The sequence below is a fragment of the Tamlana sedimenti genome (assembly GCF_038148895.1).
Taxonomy (GTDB): Bacteria; Bacteroidota; Bacteroidia; order Flavobacteriales; family Flavobacteriaceae; genus Tamlana.
Genome location: NZ_JBBVGQ010000004.1, coordinates 437,627 through 455,614 on the forward strand (window position 1 = coordinate 437,627; position 17,988 = coordinate 455,614).

20 protein-coding genes are annotated in these 17,988 nt (G+C 36.4%); 14 read left to right on the forward strand and 6 right to left on the reverse strand.

The window, feature by feature from the left end:
* Window positions 1-88 precede the first annotated feature (88 nt).
* Complete coding sequence (locus WJN01_RS12310; protein WP_445197455.1) at window positions 89-2,008, forward strand: T9SS type A sorting domain-containing protein; 1,920 nt, start codon at window positions 89-91, stop codon at window positions 2,006-2,008.
* On the opposite strand, the gene WJN01_RS12315 is transcribed toward WJN01_RS12310, so the two are convergent.
* On the reverse strand, window positions 1,998-3,041 hold the full coding sequence (locus WJN01_RS12315; protein ID WP_445197456.1) for a quinone-dependent dihydroorotate dehydrogenase: 1,044 nt from the start codon (window positions 3,039-3,041) through the stop codon (window positions 1,998-2,000). The genes WJN01_RS12310 and WJN01_RS12315 overlap by 11 nt on opposite strands.
* A 113-nt stretch (window positions 3,042-3,154) precedes the next feature.
* Here WJN01_RS12315 and pepT point away from each other — a divergent pair, with 113 nt between their 5' ends.
* A complete protein-coding gene (gene pepT / locus WJN01_RS12320; RefSeq protein ID WP_445197457.1) occupies window positions 3,155-4,402 on the forward strand; it encodes a peptidase T in 1,248 nt (415 codons plus the stop codon).
* A 13-nt stretch (window positions 4,403-4,415) separates the two neighbouring features.
* Here the strand turns inward: pepT and WJN01_RS12325 are convergent, their stop codons facing one another.
* Together WJN01_RS12325 and WJN01_RS12330 are read right to left on the reverse strand one after the other, a co-directional pair.
* Window positions 4,416-5,456 (reverse strand): RluA family pseudouridine synthase, encoded by a 1,041-nt coding sequence (locus tag WJN01_RS12325; RefSeq protein ID WP_445197458.1) that lies wholly within the window; start codon window positions 5,454-5,456, stop codon window positions 4,416-4,418.
* Window positions 5,457-5,458: 2 nt separating this feature from the next.
* Window positions 5,459-6,016, reverse strand: coding sequence for a PASTA domain-containing protein (locus WJN01_RS12330; RefSeq protein ID WP_445197459.1), 558 nt, complete (start codon window positions 6,014-6,016; stop codon window positions 5,459-5,461).
* 139 nt (window positions 6,017-6,155) lie between these two features.
* Between WJN01_RS12330 and WJN01_RS12335 the strand changes: the two genes are divergently transcribed.
* Genes WJN01_RS12335 through WJN01_RS12345 form a run of 3 tightly spaced genes read left to right on the forward strand, consistent with a single transcriptional unit; the run spans window position 6,156 to window position 8,120 of the window.
* On the forward strand, window positions 6,156-7,127 hold the full coding sequence (locus WJN01_RS12335; RefSeq protein ID WP_445197460.1) for a D-alanine--D-alanine ligase: 972 nt from the start codon (window positions 6,156-6,158) through the stop codon (window positions 7,125-7,127).
* Between the two features lie 18 nt (window positions 7,128-7,145).
* The gene (gene coaD / locus WJN01_RS12340; RefSeq protein ID WP_445197461.1) at window positions 7,146-7,601 is read left to right on the forward strand and encodes a pantetheine-phosphate adenylyltransferase; all 456 of its coding nucleotides are present in this window, start codon (window positions 7,146-7,148) and stop codon (window positions 7,599-7,601) included.
* 60 nt (window positions 7,602-7,661) lie between these two features.
* Window positions 7,662-8,120: a HEAT repeat domain-containing protein gene (locus tag WJN01_RS12345; RefSeq protein ID WP_445197462.1), complete on the forward strand. Its 459-nt coding sequence runs from the start codon at window positions 7,662-7,664 to the stop codon at window positions 8,118-8,120.
* On the opposite strand, the gene WJN01_RS12350 is transcribed toward WJN01_RS12345, so the two are convergent.
* Together WJN01_RS12350 and WJN01_RS12355 are read right to left on the reverse strand one after the other, a co-directional pair.
* The gene (locus WJN01_RS12350) at window positions 8,117-9,730 is read right to left on the reverse strand and encodes a SulP family inorganic anion transporter (RefSeq protein WP_445197463.1); all 1,614 of its coding nucleotides are present in this window, start codon (window positions 9,728-9,730) and stop codon (window positions 8,117-8,119) included. The two genes, WJN01_RS12345 and WJN01_RS12350, sit on opposite strands and share 4 nt — an antisense overlap.
* A gap of 82 nt (window positions 9,731-9,812) precedes the next feature.
* Window positions 9,813-10,394 carry an NUDIX hydrolase gene (locus tag WJN01_RS12355; RefSeq protein WP_445197464.1) on the reverse strand — a complete coding sequence of 194 codons (582 nt, stop codon included), beginning with the start codon at window positions 10,392-10,394 and terminating at the stop codon, window positions 9,813-9,815.
* Window positions 10,395-10,530: 136 nt separating this feature from the next.
* Here WJN01_RS12355 and pyrE point away from each other — a divergent pair, with 136 nt between their 5' ends.
* Together pyrE and WJN01_RS12365 are read left to right on the forward strand one after the other, a co-directional pair.
* The gene (pyrE, locus tag WJN01_RS12360) at window positions 10,531-11,175 is read left to right on the forward strand and encodes an orotate phosphoribosyltransferase (protein WP_445197465.1); all 645 of its coding nucleotides are present in this window, start codon (window positions 10,531-10,533) and stop codon (window positions 11,173-11,175) included.
* 79 nt (window positions 11,176-11,254) lie between these two features.
* The gene (locus WJN01_RS12365; RefSeq protein WP_445197466.1) at window positions 11,255-11,650 is read left to right on the forward strand and encodes an SRPBCC family protein; all 396 of its coding nucleotides are present in this window, start codon (window positions 11,255-11,257) and stop codon (window positions 11,648-11,650) included.
* On the opposite strand, the gene WJN01_RS12370 is transcribed toward WJN01_RS12365, so the two are convergent.
* Entirely contained in the window at window positions 11,647-12,378 is a 732-nt protein-coding gene (locus WJN01_RS12370) for a biotin--[acetyl-CoA-carboxylase] ligase (protein WP_445197467.1), read from the reverse strand. The genes WJN01_RS12365 and WJN01_RS12370 overlap by 4 nt on opposite strands.
* 93 nt (window positions 12,379-12,471) lie before the next feature.
* On the opposite strand from WJN01_RS12370, the gene rsfS reads away from it, so the two are divergent.
* The 7 genes from rsfS to WJN01_RS12405 all read left to right on the forward strand — a co-directional run bounded on the left by rsfS (window position 12,472) and on the right by WJN01_RS12405 (window position 17,884).
* Window positions 12,472-12,843 carry a ribosome silencing factor gene (rsfS, locus tag WJN01_RS12375; protein WP_445197468.1) on the forward strand — a complete coding sequence of 124 codons (372 nt, stop codon included), beginning with the start codon at window positions 12,472-12,474 and terminating at the stop codon, window positions 12,841-12,843.
* A 9-nt stretch (window positions 12,844-12,852) separates the two neighbouring features.
* On the forward strand, window positions 12,853-14,820 hold the full coding sequence (ftsH, locus tag WJN01_RS12380) for an ATP-dependent zinc metalloprotease FtsH (protein ID WP_445197469.1): 1,968 nt from the start codon (window positions 12,853-12,855) through the stop codon (window positions 14,818-14,820).
* A 212-nt stretch (window positions 14,821-15,032) separates the two neighbouring features.
* Window positions 15,033-15,641 (forward strand): LUD domain-containing protein, encoded by a 609-nt coding sequence (locus tag WJN01_RS12385; protein WP_445197470.1) that lies wholly within the window; start codon window positions 15,033-15,035, stop codon window positions 15,639-15,641.
* Window position 15,642: 1 nt separating this feature from the next.
* On the forward strand, window positions 15,643-16,464 hold the full coding sequence (locus tag WJN01_RS12390) for a phosphatidate cytidylyltransferase (protein WP_445197471.1): 822 nt from the start codon (window positions 15,643-15,645) through the stop codon (window positions 16,462-16,464).
* The gene (locus tag WJN01_RS12395; RefSeq protein WP_445197472.1) at window positions 16,454-17,104 is read left to right on the forward strand and encodes a phosphatidylserine decarboxylase family protein; all 651 of its coding nucleotides are present in this window, start codon (window positions 16,454-16,456) and stop codon (window positions 17,102-17,104) included. The genes WJN01_RS12390 and WJN01_RS12395 overlap by 11 nt, the downstream gene beginning before the upstream one ends.
* Window positions 17,104-17,370 (forward strand): acyl-CoA-binding protein, encoded by a 267-nt coding sequence (locus WJN01_RS12400; RefSeq protein WP_445197473.1) that lies wholly within the window; start codon window positions 17,104-17,106, stop codon window positions 17,368-17,370. Before WJN01_RS12395 ends, WJN01_RS12400 begins: the two co-directional genes overlap by 1 nt.
* Window positions 17,371-17,701: 331 nt before the next feature.
* Window positions 17,702-17,884 (forward strand): hypothetical protein, encoded by a 183-nt coding sequence (locus WJN01_RS12405; protein ID WP_445197474.1) that lies wholly within the window; start codon window positions 17,702-17,704, stop codon window positions 17,882-17,884.
* Window positions 17,885-17,988: the final 104 nt, after the last annotated feature.

The window sequence follows — 17,988 nt, forward strand, 5'->3', positions numbered from 1 at the left end:
CAATTTTAGCGTTATAACGTCTTTATTCTTAAGAAGGTTCAGTTAAATATACATTTGGTCTAGAAATGTTTTACCCCAAATGAATATTTTGACCTACAAAAACCTTCTTTCCCTGTTTGCAATATTTATTTTGCAAATATCTCCTATTTATTCCCAAAAAGGTCCTGAGTCAATTTGTGTTAATACCTCTTCTGAAAAAAATCTTTCTTTTTTTAATAGTATAAAAGCTCAAATCAAAGTATATGAGAATGATTTTCAGTCTAAAAAATCTGGAAGAGGCAATTCTTCCCAAAACATATTAAACTCAATACCTGTTAAAGCCCATATCATTAGACATTCTGATGGAAGTGGAGGCATCAGTTTAGCGGAAATCAATGAAGCTATTTCAAATCTTAATGCAATTTATGCCGAAGCATATTTAGAGTTTTTTCTATGTGTTGATGTCAATTACATTGATGAAGACAACTTATGTCACTTTAAAAAAGGAGATGAAAAAACTTTGATTGAAACTCATTATGTTCCTGGTTTAATCAATCTATACTTTACAGATTATATTGAAAATTCAAACGAAGAAAGTATATGTGGCTACAGCGACAACTTAGGCCGAACCGATGTAGTAGTAATGAAAAATAGTTGCGTGCTAAATGATTCGACTTTAGCACATGAATTGGGACATTACTTTTCACTTTTGCATACCCATGGGAACGATGATTCTGGCACATCAGAATTGGTTGACGGAAGTAACTGCGATACAGATGGTGATGGCATTTGCGATACACCAGCCGACCCTGGTTTAACCTCAAAAAATATGGATTTAGGTTGCAATTATGTTGGAATTGCAACCGATGCCAACGGTGATTTGTACACCCCGGACACGTCTAACATCATGTCGTACTCAAAGAAAATTTGCCGTACGCATTTTTCGCAACAGCAACTCGCCCGAATTTACGCTTTTTACATGACTGCCAAAAGCTATCTAGCTTGCCCATCGTTTAATGCCAACATATCGGCAAGTTTGACTGAAACCTGTGAAGAATTTCTAACCGTGGATTTTGAAAGCATAACTGAAAATGCAACAAATTGGCAGTGGGATGTTGATGGAGATGGCATTGTTGACTACATGACCAAAAAACTTTCACACACCTTTGAAACAGGAATTTATGACGTTACGCTAATCGTTTCAAACAAATCTAAAACCCTTCAAAAAACCTATAGAAATCTTATTAAGGTAGGCACGCAAACAGGGTTTTTCAATGAAGATTTTGAAAATTTCAACCTAATGGACAACCCGGGTTGGACCAGTAACGATATTACCGGAAATGGCTACAATTGGTATTCTAACATTGGCGAAACCCAATCTGTCGAAACAGGGCCTTCATTTAGCTCAAATTCAGATGGCTCTGCCAACAGATACATGTATGCCGAGGCTTCAGGTGCTGAACATGGAGACGTTGCGGAATTTATTTCACCTTGCTTTAATGTAGATTATGTAAATAGCGGATTGGAATTTGCATACCACATGTACGGCAAAAACATTGGTGAATTACATATTGATATTAAAACCCAAAAAGGATTCATCAATGATGTTATACCTCCCCTTCGCGGTAGCCAGCAAAACAAGCAAAGCGATCCTTTTAGAACAAAAACCATAGATTTATTTGCATTTGCCCATGAAACCATTAAGGTTCGTTTTCGAGCTATAAGAGGTTATGGTTGGGATGGCGATATTGCCATTGACAATGTCTTTTTCCAAACCATTTACACAGCAGTAACGGATGATATTTACAAAGTTTACCCGAACCCGGTAACCGATAATTTGCTTTACGTAAAAAACAGCAACCCTTCGGAAGTTGCAAGTTTTACCATTAAGAATCTAATTGGGCAAACCTTTCTGACAGGCACGGTAAACAATAATTACCCCATTGATATCAGCCACTTATCTTCTGGAAGCTATCTGCTTAGTATAACAAACGGAAAATCAACCGTTGTAAAACGTTTTATAAAATAGAATTGCGTTGAAGTATTGCCTTGTTGATACGCTTTATCAAACTTGGGCCTTCATAAATAAAACCTGTGTAGATTTGAACTAAATCTGCCCCGGCTTCAATTTTCTCTAAAGCATCTTCAGCGGAATGAATCCCTCCCACGCCAATGATTGGGAATGCTTTGTTACTTTTTTCGGAAAGATATTTTATAACCCGAGTGCTTTTGGCTTTTATGGGCTGGCCACTTAAACCGCCATTGCCAATTTCATCAAGCCTTTCATTTGACGCTTTTAGTCCCTTTCTATCGGTTGACGTATTACAGGCAATTACCCCATCAAGATTTGTTTCCTTCACCAATTCTACAATTTCGTCCAATTGATTATTGTTTAAATCTGGTGCTATTTTTAGAAGAATGGGTTTTTGCTTCTCAAAAGATGTATTGGCTTTTTGAACAGTCTTAATCAACTCCTCCAAATAATCTCTATCGTTTAATTTGGCGTGGCTACCAACATTGGGGCAGCTAACATTTAGCACAAAATAATCTACATAAGGGTGAAGGGCATTAAAACATTCCAAATAATCCCTAGTGTAATCTTCGGGTTTTGTATTGGTGTTTTTTCCAATGTTTCCACCAATGATTAATTTACCTTTATTCTTTTTTAGCTGAGCAATGGCAGCTTCTAAACCTTTATTGTTAAATCCCATACGGTTAATAATCCCTTGGTCCTCTTTCAACCTAAACAACCTTTTTTTAGGATTTCCAAGTTGACCTTTTGGAGTTACCGTACCAATTTCAATAAAACCGAAACCAAAATTTGCCAGTTCATTATAAAGCACGGCATTTTTGTCGAAACCAGCCGCCAACCCAACAGGGTTTTTAAAGGTGAGCCCGAATAAATTTCGCTCCAACCTTTTATCTTCAACCGTGTAAAGACTTCTAAAAATCACTTGAAATCCTGGAATTTTGGAAGTAAACTTAATCAGTGAAAATGTAAAATGATGAATTTTTTCTGGATCGAATGCGAAAAATAAAGGGCGCAGTAAAAGTTTATACATCAGTATTATTTGTGCAAAAATACGCCTTATTAAAAAATCAACCAATTACGAAGCTGAAAAAATTTATAATTGTATTTTAGAGGTCAAGTAAAGGCTATTAATTTTTCATTTCAATGATTTCAAAAGAACACCTTATAAAACGCTTTATCAGCTACGTTACAGTAGACACGGAATCTGACCCCAATTCAAAAACCACACCCAGCACAGAAAAGCAATGGGACTTGGCAAACAAACTGGCCGAAGAACTTAAAAGCATTGGTATGCAAGAGGTTACCATTGATAAAAACGCATACATCATGGCCTCTTTGCCTAGCAATGTAAAACACGAGGTGCCAACAATTGGATTTATATCACATTTTGATACGTCGCCAGATTTCACAGGAGCGAATGTCAATCCGCAAATTGTTGAAAAATACAATGGCAAAGACATCGTTCTAAATAAAAAGGAAAACATTGTTTTATCTCCTGATTATTTTGAGGATTTATTGCTGTACAAAGGGCAAACCTTAATCACTACGGATGGCACGACACTTTTAGGCGCAGATGACAAAGCTGGAATTTGTGAAATTGTTTCAGCTATGGAATATTTAATAAATCACCCAGAAATAAAACATGGAAAAATTAGAATTGGCTTCACCCCTGATGAGGAAATTGGGCGTGGCGCACATCATTTTGATGTGAAAAAATTTGGTGCTGATTGGGCCTATACCATGGATGGTAGTCAAATTGGGGAATTGGAATACGAAAATTTTAATGCTGCAAGTGCCGTAGTCAAAATTAAAGGAAAGATTGTGCACCCCGGGTACGCCAAAGGCAAAATGATAAACTCCATGTACATCGCTACAGAATTCATCAATTCATTGCCAAGAATGGAAACTCCAGAGCATACCGAAGGTTACCAAGGTTTTTTTCACTTGCATAATATAAAAGGGGATGTGGATGAAACCACCTTGCACTACATCATCCGCGACCATGAAAAAGGCCATTTTGAGGCTCGAAAAGAGGTTATGGAAAAATTGACCAACGAGCTAAATTCTCAGTATGGTATGGAAATTATTACAACCGAAATTAAGGACCAATATTACAACATGCGTGAAAAAATAAAGCCTGTAATGCATATTGTTGATATTGCAGAGCAAGCCATGAAAGCTGTTGATGTTGAACCCATCATAAAAGCTATTCGAGGTGGAACCGATGGTTCACAACTCAGTTATATGGGATTACCCTGCCCCAATATTTTTGCTGGCGGACATAATTTTCATGGACGATATGAATATGTGCCCGTTGAAAGTATGATTAAAGCTACCGAGGTTATCTGTAAAATTGCCGAGTTAACGGCTCTAATAAATTTAGATGATTAATTAAACATCAAAACTATTCCATGTCTTGGTGTTTGGCATAGTTACGCCATTTTTCAATACACTCTAGCATATCCTCAGGAATAGGGGTTTCAAAAGACATAAACTTACCTGTTTTAGGGTGTGTAAAACCCAATGTTTTGGCATGTAACGCTTGACGAGGCAAAACCTTAAAACAATTTTCTACAAACTGTTTGTATTTTGTAAAGGTTGTTCCCTTTAAAATTTTGTCACCACCATATCGTTCGTCATTAAAAAGGGTATGCCCAATATGCTTCATATGCACACGTATTTGGTGGGTACGGCCTGTTTCCAATTTACAAGAAACCAATGTGACATACCCTAAACGCTCCAAAACTTTATAATGGGTTACAGCGGGCTTGCCTTTATCTGCCTCATCATCTAAAAAAACGGTGTTTTGTAATCGGTTTTTTGGATGGCGCCCAATATTCCCTTCAACAGTGCCTTGGTCTTCTTCAATATTACCCCAAACCAAAGCCACGTATTCGCGCTCACTAGTCTTTACAGCAAACTGCATCGACAAATGATTCATGGCATGTTCGGTTTTGGCCACGACTAAAAGTCCGCTAGTGTATTTATCAATTCTGTGCACCAATCCGGGGCGCTCGCTTGAATTGTTTGGCAAATTATCAAATCTGTAAATCAGTGCGTTTATCAAGGTGCCTGAATAATTTCCATGGCCTGGGTGAACCACCATTCCTGCAGGTTTGTTAACTACCAAAAGTTGGTCATCTTCATAAACCACATCAATATCAATGTTTTCGCCAACCAATAAATTTTCATGTGGTGGATGGGTGAACAGTACCCTAATATCATCGTTTGGTTTAACCTTGTAGTTTGATTTTACGGGCGTTCCATTAACAAAAATACTTCCGTTTTTGGCGGCTGCCTGAATTTTATTTCGGGTGGCATTTTCAACAAAGTTCATCAAGTATTTATCGATACGAAGTGGTTTTTGACCCTTTTCTACAGTAAAGGCATGATGCTCGTAGAGGTCGCTTTCTTCATCTGGTAATTCAGGCGTGTAGTCCTCCATGTTTATGGCCTATTTCCATTACCAAGCACCAAATCTATCTTTGAGGTTTTGGCCAATTTATCGCCAGCTTCTATTCTTTTGCCCTCGTGGTAAAGCTTAAGTACCATATCCTTTCCAATATTGTTCTCATAGCTAATTTTACCCACCTTAAAACCCAAAGCTTCCAAAGTTGGTTTAACTTGCCTAAATGTTTGGTCTATTAAACCATCTGGAACTCTTATTTTTCGGTAGCCCGAGGGATTTAAGGTAATATATATTTTTCGGTCTTCCTTAACTTTTGTACCTGCTAAAGGTTCTTGCTCTATTACCGAAAACCTAGGATAATCTGGGTTATAATTGGCTGAATCTTGAATTTTCATGACCAAATTGTTCTGCTTTAATTCAATTTCTGCCACATCAATAGATTTTCCCCTTAAATCAGGTACCGTTTCAAATTCTCCGTGGTTCGTGGTAATGTTTAACCATTTCAAAATAACAAAACATAAAACCACAACAGCCGCTAAGGCCAATAAAATTTGTTTCAAAAAAGTTTTACTGGTAAGGAATTTTATTATGCTCATTTGAAGTATTTTCGATTAGGCAAATATATAAAAACAGAACTGTTTTTTCTTTTGCAATATATATGATATTTTAGCTTTAAGTATTATTAACTATCAACAGATACGTTTTATTGTTGGTTTTAGATTTACAAAATATTAAATGAAGAACATCGCCATTATTATGGGAGGTTATTCCAGTGAATACCAAATATCACTGAAAAGCGGAAACGTGGTTTACGAAACCCTTGACACCTCAAAATACAATGCTTACCGAATTCACATTTTTAAACACAAATGGGTTTATGTTGATGAAAATGAGAATGAATACCCGATTGACAGAAATGACTTTTCAATTAATATTGATAATTTCAAAATCACCTTCGATTGTGTGTTTAATGCCATTCATGGCTCTCCCGGAGAGGATGGTTTTATGCAAGGCTATTTCAAATTATTGAATATTCCGCACACAAGCTGCGATATGTACCAAGCGAGTTTAACCTTTAACAAACGAGATTGTTTGAGTGTTTTAAAACCATATGGCATAAAAACTGCCGAATCGTTTTATTTGAATTTTGGCGATGAAGTGAATGAGGACGACATTATTGCCAAAGTAAGCCTTCCCTGTTTTGTTAAAGCCAATAAAGCTGGTAGTAGTTTTGGCGTGAGCAAAGTGCATAAAAAAGAAGAACTTCAAAATGCTATTAATGTTGCCTTTAAAGAAGATGATGAAATTATTATTGAATCGTTTTTAGAGGGCACCGAAGTTTCCGTTGGTGTTATTACCTTTAAAGGTAAAACCAAAGTATTACCTATAACAGAAATAGTTTCTGAAAATGATTTTTTTGATTATGAAGCCAAGTATTTGGGGAAATCGCAGGAAATAACGCCCGCAAGATTATCCAAAGGACAAGAAGATAAAGTAACGGCCGAAGCCAAAAAAGTGTATGAAGTCTTAAAAATGAAAGGCTTTAGCCGAAGCGAATTTATTTTTAAAAATGGAGAGCCACACTTACTGGAAGTAAATACCGTTCCCGGGTTAACACGAGAAAGTATTCTACCTCAACAAGCGGCGGCGGCAAATATCACCTTGGCAGAGTTATTTGATAATGCCATTGCTGAAGCTTTGAAATAAAAGTTGTAATTTTAATTTATGAAACGTGCACTATTTCCTGGTTCTTTCGACCCGTTAACTTTAGGTCACTACGATATTATAAAGCGTGGCATTACGCTTTTTGATGAAATAATTGTGGCTATAGGCATTAATGCTGATAAAAAATACATGTTTTCGCTTGAAGAAAGAAAACAATTTATTGAAGATGCCTTTAAAGATGAGCCCCATGTAAAAGTGATGACCTATGAAGGTTTAACCGTTGATTTCTGCAAAAATATTGGTGTTGATTTTATTTTACGCGGACTACGAAATCCAGCCGATTTTGAGTTTGAAAAAGCCATTGCCCATACCAACAGAAGCCTATCGGAAATTGAAACGGTATTTCTTTTAACCTCAGCTAAAACATCTTATATCGCGTCTTCCATTGTTCGAGATGTTATTAGAAATAATGGTGATTATACGAAGTTGGTTCCTGAGAGTGTTCACGTGAAATAAGCAGATTGTAACATTTTTATGGTATTATATACCTATAAATAAAGGTTACAGCTCTTCGTCATGTTACACCAAATTACATATTTACTTTTTAAACTGAAACTCGTTCAGCCCTCTGAAAGTACATTAAACTTTTGGACGTATTATGGTCATGTTGAAAAACTTGAATATGCAGTTACAAATGGCAATTACAAAACCAGAAAATGGGCCGCTGAAGGCTTAGAAGTTGTTGGCCAACCTTCATCTATTCCTGTATTATTGAAATGTATTGACGACAAAGTTCAAAACGTTTCCATTGCTGCCTTAAATGCCCTAGAAAGCATTGGGGCAGAGGATGAACTTATAAAAACTATTACAAAAAAACGTTTTTATTGGGTAAAACAAGTTCAGGACAGAAAAGCAAAATACGAAGCCAACAAAAATAAAAAATACAACATCTACCGTTGGGAACGAGCCAGCAAAAAATCGTTTGACCGCGTTAAAGAACAACTTAAACGTCCTATAACTTGGGCATCATTTTAAAACTTATATTCCGAAAGCCCTTTGGTAAATGCCTCAGGGTTTTCGGCTAAATGATAGCGGGGATCGTCAATATCCTCAACAATCACCTCCCTAAATTTTGGGCTAGATTTATAAAGCAACACTTTACAATCTTCGCTCAAGTGTTTTAATTTGATTTGCTTGCCAGCTTCTTCGTATTTATTGACCAGATTAAAAATGGCCTCAATGGCCGAATGGTCACTAACCCTTGACTCAACAAAATCGACTTCAACTTTATCAGGGTCATTTTTTACATCAAACTTTTCATTAAAAGCTATAATGGAACCAAAAAATAATGGTCCCCAAATTTCATAAACTTTAGTTCCATCTTCCTTCATTCGTTTTCTTGCTCGAATACGTTTTGCGTTTTCCCAAGAAAACACCAAAGCACTGATAATAACACCTGCAATTACCGCAATGGCCAAATCGAAAATAACGGTTAAAGCTGAAACAGCAACCAAAACAATAACATCACTTATTGGAATTTTGTTCAAAATTCTAAAACTACTCCAAGCAAATGTGCCAATAACCACCATAAACATCACACCAACCAATGCTGCAATAGGTACTTGCTCAATATAGGTGGACGCAAAAAGAATGAACATTAAAAGTAAAACCGCTGCAACTATTCCGGATAGTCTGGTTCTACCTCCAGATTTAATATTGATTAACGACTGGCCAATCATAGCGCAACCACCCATTCCACCAAAGAAACCAGTAACGATATTGGCACCACCTTGGGCCAAACACTCTCTATTGGCATTCCCTCGGGTTTCGGTAAGCTCATCTACCAAATTTAAGGTCATTAATGATTCAATTAAACCAATTGCGGCCAATATTAACGCATAAGGGCCAATAAACGATAGGGTTTGCATATTAAATGGCACTTTACTAAAAATATCGGTTTGAAATTGAGGTAAACCTCCTTCCAATCCAGTACCACCACCATCACGAATAAAACTACCTACCGTTGCCACATCCAAATTTCCAAAAATAACAATAGCCGAAACCACGAGAATACCTATTAAGGCTTCAGGCAACTTTTTGCTCAGCTTTGGCAACCCGAGCATGATACCCATTGTTAAAGCTACAAGACCAAGCATCGTCCATAATTGAGCTCCTGAAAACCAATCACCGCTGGCATCTCTAAACATATTCAATTGCGAAAGAAATATAACAATGGCTAATCCGTTTACGAAGCCCATCATTACAGGATGCGGAATTAACCTAACAAACTTACCCAACTTAAAAACACCCGCCATCATTTGGATAATCCCCATAAGAATTACTGTCGCGAATAGGTAATATAGTCCTAGTTGTTCACTGGGTTCTCCCATGGCGTTTCCTTCTGCCACTAAATTTACCATAACAACCGCCAAAGCGCCCGTGGCACCGCTAATCATACCTGGACGGCCACCAAAAATTGACGTAATCAAACCAATCATAAAAGCGGCATATAACCCCACCAATGGATCTACACCTGCAACAAATGCAAACGCAACTGCTTCTGGCACAAGGGCTAAGGCCACTGTAATTCCACTTAAAATATCGTCTTTGGCGTTGGCCGCACGCTTTCTAATAAACTCTGTCATGGTTACTTTTTTGAAGGTGCAAATTTACAGTTAAAATATTGCCCCACAAGGTTAAACCAAGTAAAATTAAGCGCGTTTAAATTTAAACTAGAAGTTTGATATTAGCATACGAATTTTCAAGGGCTTTTTCTATCTGAGGACCATTTAGCCATTCTACCTTGGTAATGCCTTCTTCTTCTTGGGCATATAGGTTGCCATCAAAATTGGTTTTCATCTCAAACCAGTAGGTTATTTTTATTTTGTAACGGCCATTGCGCTTAAATATATGATAAGTTGTTTCGAGGGGTTTTGTAATTTCCAAACCGGCCACCCCTGTTTCTTCGGTCACTTCCCTTATTGCCGTTTTTTCGATACTTTCACGGCGTTCTGCCTTTCCTTTTGGCAAATCCCACTTATCATTTCTGTAAATGAACAACACTTCTCCTCTGGAATTATAAACCTTACCTCCTCCAGCAACCACATTAGGTAACTTGGCTAAAAACTTTTTCAGAAGTTTATCCTTATTTTTATGTATCAGACGAGCCTCCTCTAATGATCCATTGTTCAACTTTCTTATAACTCTTCTCAGATTTACTGTTTTAAGCAAATAGTTCTTAAAGTTAGTTTCTTTTTCTACTTTAGTAGTTAAAACCATTGGCTTATCTCCAACAAAAACTTTATACATGTTCGCTGACTATTATCGTATTCAATGTGGTAAAAATATCATTTTTAGGTTCAAACTTAGCATTGTTAAAAAATAATTTTTCTAATTCAACCTTTTACTACCTCGTAAAATTAAATTAATGCTTAATTTTGCCCTTATGATTTTTAACAAAGAAACAGCAAAAAAAACTGCCGAAGTTTTATTGCAAATCAATGCTATAAAACTTAGCCCGAAAGAGCCTTTTACTTGGGCTTCCGGATGGAAATCACCAATTTATTGTGATAACAGAATTGTTTTATCCTTTCCTCCCATCCGAAATTACATTCGTGAAACCATGGGCAAGCATATTGAAAGACAATATGGGAAACCAGATGCTATTGCCGGTGTTGCAACTGGGGCAATTGGTGTTGGTATGCTGGTTGCCGAATATTTAGGATTGCCATTTATTTATGTTCGCCCTGATGCAAAAGGTCACGGGCGCAAAAATCAAATTGAAGGTTTTGTAGAAAGCGGACAAAATGTTGTTGTTGTTGAAGATTTGATTAGCACGGGAAAAAGCAGCTTGAATGCAGTTAAAGCATTGAAGGAAGCTGGAATAAATGTAAAGGGCATGGTTGCCATTTTCACTTATGGGTTTGATGTAGCGGCCAAGAACTTTAAAAAAGAAAATGTGCTGCTCCACACTTTAAGCAATTACGAAAGTTTACTGGAAGAAGCTTTGGAAACCAACTATATCTCACAAAAGGAATTGGTAACTTTGTCTGAATGGAATTCCAATCCAAGTGAATGGAATGTTAATTGACATTAAAAGTAAGTTGTTTTAGTTGTAATGCGTTTAGGCTCGGCAACTAAACATCTAAACAAATAACAGCTCAACTGAAATGAATTTAGAATCCCCAAAAATAAGCATCGAAAAATCTCCTGAAGACATCGTTAATTTTCTAACCGATGTAAATAATTTTAAATCCTTGATGCCTGAAAATACAAGTAAGTTTGAAGTTTTGGATGATGACACCTTTATTTTCGCTTTAGCCGGCATGCCTGAAATAACCCTTAAAAAGAAAGAAGTCATACCGCCAAACAAGGTTGTTTTTGGCGCCGCTGGTGGCAAAATAGATTTTTCACTTATTGGACACATATTGCCAAAAGATGAGTCATCAAGTGAAGTTCAATTGGAGTTTACTGGAGACTTCAACCCGATGATGGCAATGATGATCAAGAAGCCCATTTCAAAATTTATTGAAACTTTGGTAACCAATATTCCAAAGGCCATTTAATACAGCAGCGTTATTTCTTTTAAATTGAATTCCTTTAAAATATTGTCTTCCAGCAAAACTTGAAGATTTCCAGAATCAGAAACCCCTTTAATAAATCCTGAAAACATCAAGCCTTCAGGGTCTTTGAAGGTTGAAGGTTTGTTTTTTCTAAACAGGCAACTTTCATAGGCTTCTTTAACCTCATTAAATTCACCTTTTGCAAGTAGTTTAAAGTATCCTTTTAAATGCTCAAGAATGCTTATGGCTATTTCTTCGGGATTATGTATCTGACCTGTTATAATTTTTAGTGAGGAGGCCTGTGGCAAGTTTTCAAATGAAGTTTGGTTAACATTCAACCCTATACCTATTATGGATGCCTGAAGTGTATTTTGTTTAATGACATTTTCAATCAAAACACCACAAATTTTCTTATGTTCTGACAAAATGTCGTTTGGCCACTTAATGCTCAATCGGGGAACTGAAAAGCCTTGAAGTGTCTTTAAAATGGCCAAAGCAGTAACCATACTTATAACAAATGGCTGTTCAACAGCATGACCAAAAAAGTCTTTAAATACACTGAATGTAAGGTTTCTAGCTGTTTCAGATTCCCAAATCGTGCCCATTTGCCCCCTACCATTTATCTGTTTTTCGGCAAGAACAACGGTATAATCATCCAACTTTTCCTTGACGCTTAAATTGCGCAGATAGCTATTTGTTGAATCGGTGGCATTAAGTTTGATTATACGCATTTGCAGGTTATTAAATAAGTATCAAATCTTATGATTATTTTAAAGTATAAAGAACCAAAAAAATAATAACTTTGCACAAATTAATTAAAATTAATGGCGAAAGAAAAAATAAGCACAGACCAATTAATATCAGTTATTATAAGCGGTATTGAGGACGTTAAAGGAAAAGAAATTAGTATACTGGATTTAAGGGATATCGAAAACACGGTTTGTGATTATTTCATTATATGCGAAGGTACTTCAAACACACAAGTAAACGCCATAGTTAACTCCATCCAAAAAAAAGTTAGTAAAGAACTAAAAGACAACCCATGGCATACAGAGGGAGCCGACAATGCCGAGTGGGTATTAATAGATTATGTTAACGTTGTAGTGCATGTGTTCCAAAAACACGTCAGGGAATTTTATGATATAGAAAGTCTCTGGGGGGATGCAAAAACAACAGTTATAGAAACGAGTTACTAAAAAATTATAATGGCAAACGATAATAAAAACGCAAAAGACAAAAAACCTAAATTCAGCCCGTATTGGATTTACGGTATACTCATAGCTATTTTTCTAGGATTTCAGTTATTTAGTAGCGGAAGCTACCAAGATGGCAATAAGATTACCAAGTCCGACTTTTTTAGATATTTAGAAGATGGTGATATTGAACAGGTTGATATCATAACAAACACTCGTGTAGCCAAGGTTTATTTAACAAAGGAAGCCGAAAGCAAGGATGTTCACCGAAAATCGAAACCGCAAACATTTCTTCCAACAACCAACAAATTACCGAATTACACTTTTGAATTTGGAAGTCTTGAAAAGTTTGAACAAGATTTAGATGACGTAACAAAAGACTTATCCACCAAACCTCGAATAGACTTCGATAAGGAAACTGATAATTGGGGGAATCTTTTAATGGGCATTTTACCGTTTATTCTTTTAATTGCCGTTTGGATATTTATTATGCGCCGTATGTCTGGAGGTGCTGGCGGAGGTGCCGGCGGACAAATATTTAACATTGGAAAATCCAAGGCCAAACTATTTGATCAAAACACTGAAGTAAAAACCAGTTTTAAAGATGTGGCTGGGCTTGAAGGTGCCAAAGAAGAGGTACAAGAAATTGTTGATTTTCTTAAGTATCCTGAAAAATATACCACTTTGGGTGGTAAAATACCAAAAGGCGCCCTATTGGTGGGCCCCCCAGGTACCGGTAAAACCTTATTGGCTAAAGCTGTAGCTGGCGAAGCCAAAGTACCTTTCTTTTCATTATCTGGGTCAGATTTCGTGGAAATGTTTGTTGGTGTTGGTGCATCCCGTGTTCGTGATTTGTTTAAACAAGCCAAAGAAAAATCGCCATCAATCATTTTTATTGATGAAATTGATGCCATTGGTCGTGCCAGAGGTAAAAATGCCATGTCTGGAAGTAACGATGAGCGCGAAAATACTCTTAACCAATTATTGACCGAAATGGACGGTTTCGGCACAAACACAAACGTTATTGTTTTAGCAGCAACCAACAGGGCTGATATTTTAGATAAGGCGTTAATGCGTGCGGGACGATTTGATCGTCAAATTTTTGTGGATTTACCAGATGTAAGGGAACGTAAAGAGATTTTTGAGGTTCATTTGCGCCCACTGAAAAAAGCCAAAGATTTAGACTTAGATTTCCTTTCAAAACAAACTCCTGGTTTTTCTGGTGCCGATATTGCCAACGTGTGTAATGAAGCGGCTTTAATTGCTGCCAGAAACGGTAAAAAAGAAGTTGATAAACAAGATTTCCTCGACGCTGTTGATAGAATAATTGGTGGTCTTGAAAAGAAAAATAAAATCATTACACCGAGTGAAAAAAGAGCCGTGGCCTTCCATGAAGCTGGACATGCCGTGGTGAGCTGGATGTTGGAACATGCTGCGCCACTTGTAAAAGTAACTATTGTACCTCGTGGACGTTCATTGGGTGCTGCTTGGTATTTACCAGAAGAGCGATTGATTGTTCACCCAGAGCAAATGCTAGATGAAATGTGCGCTGCCCTTGGCGGTCGTGCTGCAGAAAAAGTAGTATTCAATAAAATTTCAACTGGTGCTTTGAGTGACCTTGAAAAAGTAACCAAACAAGCAAGGGCCATGGTTACCGTTTATGGCTTAAGTGATAAAATTGGGAATTTAACCTATTACGACTCTTCAGGACAAAGCGAGTATGGTTTTACCAAACCTTACAGTGAGGAAACCGCAGAACTGATAGACAAAGAAATTTCAAGAATTATTGAAGAACAGTATCAACGTGCAGTAAAATTACTTGAAGATAATAAAGACAAGTTAACAGAATTGGCAACAGTGCTACTTGAAAAGGAAGTTATTTTTAAAGACAACCTAGAGAAAATTTTTGGAAAACGAGCCTTTGAAAAAGAGGAGGCTATAGCAGCAAAAACGCAAGACGACACTCAGGAGGAGGAGTAAGCACAGTGGACATTATTAAGTCAAGGTTTTTGCAAACTACTCTTGGGTAGGATAACAAGGCATTTTAAGGAACAAAAGTTTGATTGAAATCAAACCATGGAACACTTAAATCTCGATTATCGAGTAAAAATCTTAAATTAGTCGTAGGTTAGTTTAAGATTTTTTATATTTGAATAACCTCTTTTACATTACGGTTAATAGCAATACATTAAATGAGTCTTTTTAGAAAACTTTTTGGTTCTAAATCTGAACGTACAGACGACGAATTAAAATCTGATGATAGAGGCAAATACATGCCGGAAATAAAACTACCGATAGATGAAAGGTTTACCATAAACTTTAAAGCTAATGGTGGCAAGTTTTTGTATTGTGAAGACTTAAATGAAATTTACAGAAATCTGGAAAATATCATCGCCGAAAATAATTGGGAAGAAAAAAAAGCCTTGGTAATTGACGAAAACTTGGAGGATAAATTCAAAAAAACGAGTTTAAATCCAACAACAAAAATTAGCGAGTCTACATTCTTTTTAACCACCTGTGAAAACTTGATTGCCAACGACGGTTCCCTGTTAATTTCCTCAAAACAAATCTTCGAAAAAAAATTGCCCGAATTACCACTAAACTTTATAGTTTTTGCAACCACAAGCCAAATTGTTGAAAATATTGGTGAGGGCTTGCGCGGTATAAAATCAAAAAACAGACAAAAAATACCTACTAACATCACCACCATTAAGCACTTTAAATCTGGTGATGAAAAAGATTTCCTAAGTTATGGTAGCAGCGCCAAAAACCTATACCTACTTCTTTTAGAAGATTTATAGCATGAAGGAAATTCTTGTTAGGTCGCTTTCAGGTTTACTATACATTGTACTACTTATTACATGCTTGTTTTTTGAGCAATCACTTATAGGGTTGTTCTTTGTTTTCGGATTGATTTGTTTGGGCGAGTTTAAAAAACTCATCCAATTAAAAAGCTATGTTCCCTACATCATTTTTGTTGTCCTTTATGGCGTTTTTGGCTACTGGAAAAGTATTTTTAAAACGAATGATGGCTTTAACGAAGTTGTTCAAATACTTATGGTGCTGACGATTTTTGTTCAACTATTTCTTATTAAAGATTTATTTTCAGAAAAAACCATACCTCTATTTCATTCCAAAAGGTTTATCCTCACCACATTTTACTTAACGAGTGCCTTTGTGTTTTTGGTGTTAATTGGTAATCATCATGAAAGTTATAACCCAAATATCCTTTTAGGTTCCTTTATTTTGGTTTGGGTGAATGATTCCTTTGCATTTTTGGTCGGAAAAAACTTTGGCAAACAAAAGCTTTTTGAAAAAATATCGCCTAAAAAAACGGTTGAAGGATTTCTTGGCGGATTATTTTTTGCCTGCATAGCAAGTTATTTTATTGCTACCTTTACAGAAACCCTAGGTTTTACAAATTGGCTGATTTTAAGTATCATAGTAAGTGTATTTGGCACTTTGGGCGATTTAATCGAGTCGAAATTTAAAAGACAGGCCAACGTAAAAGATAGTGGAATAATCATGCCCGGGCATGGCGGGCTGCTTGATAGGTTAGACAGTATCATTTTCGCAGCACCTATTATTTATTTATTTTTAAGAATTTTGCATTATGTTTCATAAAGAAGGTCATAAAATCATATTCGTAACATTTGTTATTGTTGTTGCAGGCTTTTTATTGGTGGATAGCTATATCAATATCAATTGGCTTCGAACCACCATCATGATTCTGCTTTTGGCGTTCTTAATTATTATTCTTCAATTTTTTAGAAACCCAAAAAGAAAAACTTCAATTAATGGAAACCAAGTGGTATCTCCGGTTGATGGCAAAGTGGTTGTTATTGAAGAAGTTTTCGAAAAAGAATATTTTAAAGAAAAGCGCTTGCAAGTAAGTGTGTTTATGTCGCCGGTTAATGTGCACGTAACACGCTACCCCATTGGAGGAAAAGTTATTTTTAGTAAGTATCACCCTGGTAAATATTTGGTGGCATGGCACCCAAAAGCTAGTGAGGAAAATGAGCGCACCACCGTGGTTGTTGAAAACGAAACCTATGGCAAAGTATTGCACAGGCAAATTGCTGGAGCCTTGGCAAAACGCATTGTTAACTATGCCAAAGTGGATGACCAAGTAGAACAAGGTGGTGAATCTGGGTTTATAAAATTTGGCTCTAGGGTAGATTTATTTTTACCGCTCAACACCAATATTAAAGTAACATTGAACCAAAAAGTTCGTGGGGGAGAAACTATTATTGCTGAATCGTAATGGGTAAAACCAAACTGGATATAGAGTTTGAAGAAGCTGTGGAACGGGTAAACGCACACACCGACCCATTTCCTGCCGATACGCTTTTAAAACTTTATGCCTTCTACAAAAAAGCCACCAACGATTATGGCAAACCCCGAAGCAAAAAACCCATAATAAACGCCTTTAAAACCAACGCCCTTTTTCAAGTAAAGGGCCTTACCCAAGAAGAAGCCAAACAGAACTACATTGATTTGGTAAACAATTACTTTTTATACCGGAAATAAGGGTTATTTTGAGAAAATTTGGTAACCGAATCGAAGTCTACCGCACTACCCAACAAAACAAATTTGCTTAAATCCATTAATTACCCATTAATAGGCGAAAAAACTATCTGGTTAAAGGAAAACTATTTTTACTTGTAAGAATATTATGTATATTTAGTGGAATAAATATTATGTAGATAAACGTATTACGTTTATCCAACCGTTGTAGCCAATTTGAGAAATGAGCTTTTTTGACAAAATAAAATCTGCTTTTCGGACTAATTCAAATCCGCCCGAAAGAATACGTCTGACTAAAAACAACATTGAAAATTGGCCGAATTTTTTAAAACTTTTGACAGAAGGAAAAATAAGGTTTGACAACGTTGGGCGACTTCGATATTTGCACGGAGCTCCTGTTGGAGATTTAATTCTGACAAGAATAAACAAAGACGGACAACCAAAATATAAAGAATCGGCTAAAGAATGGTTTGACCCAGAAAGTGAGAAAGCAAATAACTTTAAGTGGCCTGAATAAAAAAACTGGATACAACACCGGCTATAATTCCTTTAGACTTGCATAATAAAATATAGTAACTTTAGGATTGACCAAAGAGCAGGTAAACTATTATAGTTCATAGT